Annotated in this window: 3 protein-coding genes; all 3 read right to left on the reverse strand. The window is 63.3% G+C overall.

All coding sequences use genetic code 11. From position 1 onward, the window contains the following. Nucleotide 1: 1 nt before the first annotated feature. The gene (gene gcvP, locus AB1A64_RS22275; protein WP_366554345.1) at nt 2-2,857 is read right to left on the reverse strand and encodes an aminomethyl-transferring glycine dehydrogenase; all 2,856 of its coding nucleotides are present in this window, start codon (nt 2,855-2,857) and stop codon (nt 2-4) included. Nucleotides 2,858-3,034: 177 nt separating this feature from the next. Beyond that, complete coding sequence (gene gcvH, locus AB1A64_RS22280; protein ID WP_170352139.1) at nt 3,035-3,400, reverse strand: glycine cleavage system protein GcvH; 366 nt, start codon at nt 3,398-3,400, stop codon at nt 3,035-3,037. An 18-nt stretch (nt 3,401-3,418) separates the two neighbouring features. Further along, on the reverse strand, nt 3,419-4,510 hold a 1,092-nt coding region (gene gcvT / locus AB1A64_RS22285), incomplete at its 5' end, for a glycine cleavage system aminomethyltransferase GcvT (RefSeq protein WP_366554347.1).

The following is a 4,510-nucleotide window of genomic DNA, read 5'->3' on the forward strand; positions in this document are numbered from 1 at the left end:
TTTACTCGGCTGCGTCTGCGTATGCGTCCATTGGGGGGCATGTGCAGACGAGGTTTCGGTCGCCGTATGCGTTGTCGACGCGGTTGACGGGGGACCAGTATTTGTCGACGCCCATCGATCCCGGCGGGAAGCAGGCCTGTTCGCGGCTGTAGGGTCGGTCCCAGTCGCCGACCAGATCACGCACCGTGTGGGGGGCGTTTTTCAGCGGGTTGTTTTCCGCGTCGATCTTGCCGTCGATGATGTCCTGCGCTTCGGCCCGGATGGACAGCATGGCGTCGCAGAAGCGGTCGAGTTCCGCCATGGGCTCCGATTCCGTGGGCTCGACCATCAGGGTTCCGGCCACCGGCCAGGACATGGTCGGCGCGTGGAAGCCTGAATCGACCAGACGCTTGGCGATGTCGTCGACGCTGACATGGGCCGCCTCGTCCAAGGGACGGGTGTCGAGGATGCATTCATGCGCCACCCGGCCCGTTTCCGAGGTGTAGAGGATCGGATAGGCCTCGCTCAGACGCGCCGCGATATAGTTGGCGTTCAGGATCGCCACTTTGGTCGCCTGGGTCAGACCCGCGCCGCCCATCAGCAGCACATAGGCCCAGCTGACCGGCAGGATCGACGGCGAGCCGAAGGGCGCGGCCGAGACCGGGCCGATGGCCTGGTTCAGCTCGGGGTGGCCGGGCAGATAGGGCTCAAGATGCGCCTTGACGCCGATCGGACCCATGCCGGGGCCGCCGCCGCCATGCGGGATGCAGAAGGTCTTGTGCAGGTTCAGGTGGCTGACGTCACCGCCAATGTCACCCGGACGCGACAGGCCGACCATGGCGTTCATGTTGGCGCCGTCGATATAGACCTGACCGCCGTGATCATGGGTGATCTGGCAAACCTCCTGCACGGTGGTCTCGAACACGCCATGGGTGGACGGGTAAGTGATCATGCAGGCAGCCAGATGATCGGAGTGCTTTTCCGCCTTGGCGCGGAAATCGGCGACATCGATGTTGCCGTTCTCATCCGCCTGCACCGGCACAACCTGATAGCCCACCATCTGCGCCGAGGCCGGGTTGGTGCCATGCGCCGAGGTCGGGATCAGGCAGACATTGCGGTGCGCCTCACCCCGCGATGCGTGATAGTTGCGGATGGTCAGCAGGCCGGCATATTCGCCCTGCGCGCCCGAATTGGGCTGCTGGGAGATCGCGTCATAGCCGGTGATCTGGCACAGCTTGTCGTTCAGATCGGCAATCATCTCGTGATAGCCCTGCGCCTGATCTTCGGGGCAGAACGGGTGCAGATTGCCGAACTCGGGCCAGGTGACCGGGATCATCTCGATCGTGGCGTTCAGCTTCATGGTGCAGGACCCCAGCGGGATCATCGCCCGGTCCAGCGCCAGGTCGCGGTCGGCCAGACGGCGCATATAGCGGGTGATCTCGGCCTCGGCCCGGTTCTGGTGGAAGATCGGGTGGGTCAGATAGGCACTTTCGCGCAGCGCGTAATCCGGCAGGCGGTAGGCCACGTTCGAGCTGTCATCCTTGCGGTCGATCCCGAAGGCGCCCCAGACCGCCTCGATGGTCTCAGGCCGGGTCTGTTCGTCCAGGCTGATGCCCACTTTCGTGTCGCCGACCTTGCGCAGGTTGACGCCACGGGCCACGGCGGCCTCCATCACGACGTTCTGCAGATGGCCGACCTCAACCGTGATGGTGTCGAAGAACACCTCTGGTTCCACGGCAAAGCCCGCCTCTTCCAGACCGGCGGCCATGCGCGAGGTCTTGCGATGCACCGATTGCGCGATGGCCTTGATGCCATCGGGGCCGTGGTACACGGCATACATCGAGGCGATCACCGCCAGCAGTGCCTGCGCGGTGCAGACGTTCGAGTTGGCTTTCTCGCGGCGGATGTGTTGCTCGCGGGTTTGCAGCGACAGGCGGTAGGCCTTGTTGCCGCGGCTGTCGATGCTGACACCGATGATCCGGCCGGGCATCGACCGCTTCAGCTTGTCGGTGGTCGCCATATAAGCGGCGTGCGGGCCGCCATAGCCCATCGGTACGCCAAAACGCTGGGTCGAGCCAATGGCGATATCCGCGCCCATCTCACCGGGTGACTTCAGCAGCGCCAGCGACAGGATGTCGGCGGCGACAATGGCAATTGCCTTGTGTTCGTGCAGCGCTGCGATTTCCGATGTGAAGTCGCGCACATGGCCATGGGTGCCGGGATATTGGAAGATCGCGCCAAAGACGGCACCTGCATCCAGCGCATCGGGGTCGCCGACCTGCACGTCGATGCCCAGCGGCTCAGCCCGGGTCTTGATCACCGCGATGGTCTGCGGGTGGCAGTTGCGGTCGACAAAGAAGGCCGCGTTATTGGCCTTGGAGCGGCCACCGCGCTTGGCCATTGCCATCGCCTCGGCAGCGGCTGTGGCTTCATCCAGCAGCGACGCGTTGGCCACGTCCAGCCCGGTCAGGTCGCTGACCATGGTCTGGAAGTTCAAGAGCGCCTCAAGACGGCCCTGGCTGATCTCGGGCTGATAGGGGGTGTAGGCCGTATACCAGGCCGGGTTTTCCAGGATGTTGCGCAGGATCGGCGCCGGCGTGGTGGTGCCGTAATAGCCCTGACCGATCAGCGAGGTCAGAACCTTGTTCTTGCTCGCCACCTCTTTCATGTAGAACAGCGCATCGCGTTCCGTCATCGCCGGACCCCAGTCCAGCGGCTCTTTCTGCCGGATCGCAGGCGGAACGGTGGCGTCGATCAGCTGGTCCAGCGTCTTGAAGCCGATCACCTTGAGCATGTCGCGCATCTCGGTGGGCGACGGGCCGATGTGGCGGCGGTTGGCGAAGTCATAGGCTTCGTAATCGGTCAGTTTGAAGGCCATTGCAGCGCTCCTGTCGAAAAGGTCAGGTCCGGCCGGGCAGGCAGGCGCCTCCGGCGGGGGGTGAGGGCCGTCCCGGAACCTGTCCGGTGGACAGGTTCAGGCCCGAACGGGCGGAGCCCCAAATCGGAAGCCCCTGGTGAAGCGAGGGAGCCCCAAGAGCGGGGCTCCGAAGTTGGTTTAGCCGATGAAGGACTTGTAGCCGGCTTCGTCCATCAGATCCTCAAGCTGCGCGGCATCCGCGATCTTGATCTTGTAGATCCAGGCCTCGCCCTCGGGGTCTTCGTTCAGCGCGCCCGGGTTGTCGGCCAGCGCCTCGTTGACCTCGGTGATCTCGCCATCAACCGGCGCATAGAGCTCGGAGGCGGCTTTGACGGATTCGATCACGCCGATCTCGCCGCCTTTTTCGAACTCGTCGCCCGCTTCCTGCTGCTCGACGAACACCACTTCACCCAGCTGCTCGGCGGCGTGTTTGGTGATGCCCAGCGTGGCCGTGTCCCCTTCGACGGTCAGCCATTCATGCTCTTCGGAATAATAGGTTGCCATGTTGTCTCTCTCCTGACTTCAACGCTTGTAATTCTGTTTGACGAAGGGCAGCGCCACGATCTGCGCCGGTTGCGCCTTGCCCCGGATGATCAGGTTCACCGTCTCGCCCGGCTCACCATGACCCTTGCTCACATAGCCCATCGCCACCGGTCCACCGACCGTGGGGCCGAAGCTGCCCGAGGTGACCTGGCCGATGGTATTGCCTTGCGCACATTGCACCTCGACACCCTGACGCGCGGGGGCGCGGCCGTCGGGCTTGATGCCCACCAGCTTGCGGGCCGGACCCTCGGCCAGTTCCTTTTGTACGCGATCCGCACCCGGAAAGCCGCCTTCTTCCTTGCGGCGTTTCTGAATGGCCCAGCCAAGGCTGGCCTCAATCGGCGAGGTGCTCTGATCGATGTCATTGCCATAGAGGCACAGACCCGCCTCCAGCCGCAGGCTGTCGCGCGCGCCCAGACCCGCCGGTTCGCAATCCTCATGCGCCAGGAAGGCCTTGGTGATCTCGATTGCCTTATCCTCGGGGATCGAGATCTCGTACCCATCCTCGCCGGTATAGCCCAGCCGCGAGATGCGGCACTCAACACCGTTGATATCCGCCACGGTGGTTTCCATGAACTTCAGATCGCGCGCGGCGGGGCACAGCTCACCCACCACATCCTCGGCCTTGGGGCCTTGGACCGCCACCAGCGCGCGGTCGAAGATCTCGGTCACTTCGACGCCTTCGAGGTTCGCTTTCATATGCGGAATGTCCTGATGACGCAGCGCCGCGTTCACCACCACAAAGAAATGATCGCCCGCATTCGACACGATCAAATCATCCATGATCCCGCCTTGCGCGTTGGTGAAAAAACCGTACCGCGCCTTGCCTTCCTTCAGCGTCGCATAAGCCTGCGGGCAGATCGCCTCAAGCTTCTCGCCCACATTCTCACCGCGCAGGATCACCTGACCCATATGAGACACATCAAACACCGCCGCCTTCTCACGACACTGCTTATGCTCTCCCATGATCCCCATCGGATACTGGACAGGCATCTCCCAACCCGCAAAATCAACCAGCTTACCTCCCAACTCAACATGAAGATCGTAGAGAGGAGTGCGTTTCGGTTCGGT

Source organism: Ruegeria sp. ANG10 (assembly GCF_040705255.1).
In the GTDB taxonomy this organism is placed as follows: Bacteria; Pseudomonadota; Alphaproteobacteria; order Rhodobacterales; family Rhodobacteraceae; genus Ruegeria.

Coding starts and splice junctions, on each gene's coding strand:
- gcvH (WP_170352139.1), bottom strand. CDS start 3,400: ATGGCAACCTATTATTCCGAAGAGCATGAATGGCTGACCGTCGAAGGG.
- gcvP (WP_366554345.1), bottom strand. CDS start 2,857: ATGGCCTTCAAACTGACCGATTACGAAGCCTATGACTTCGCCAACCGC.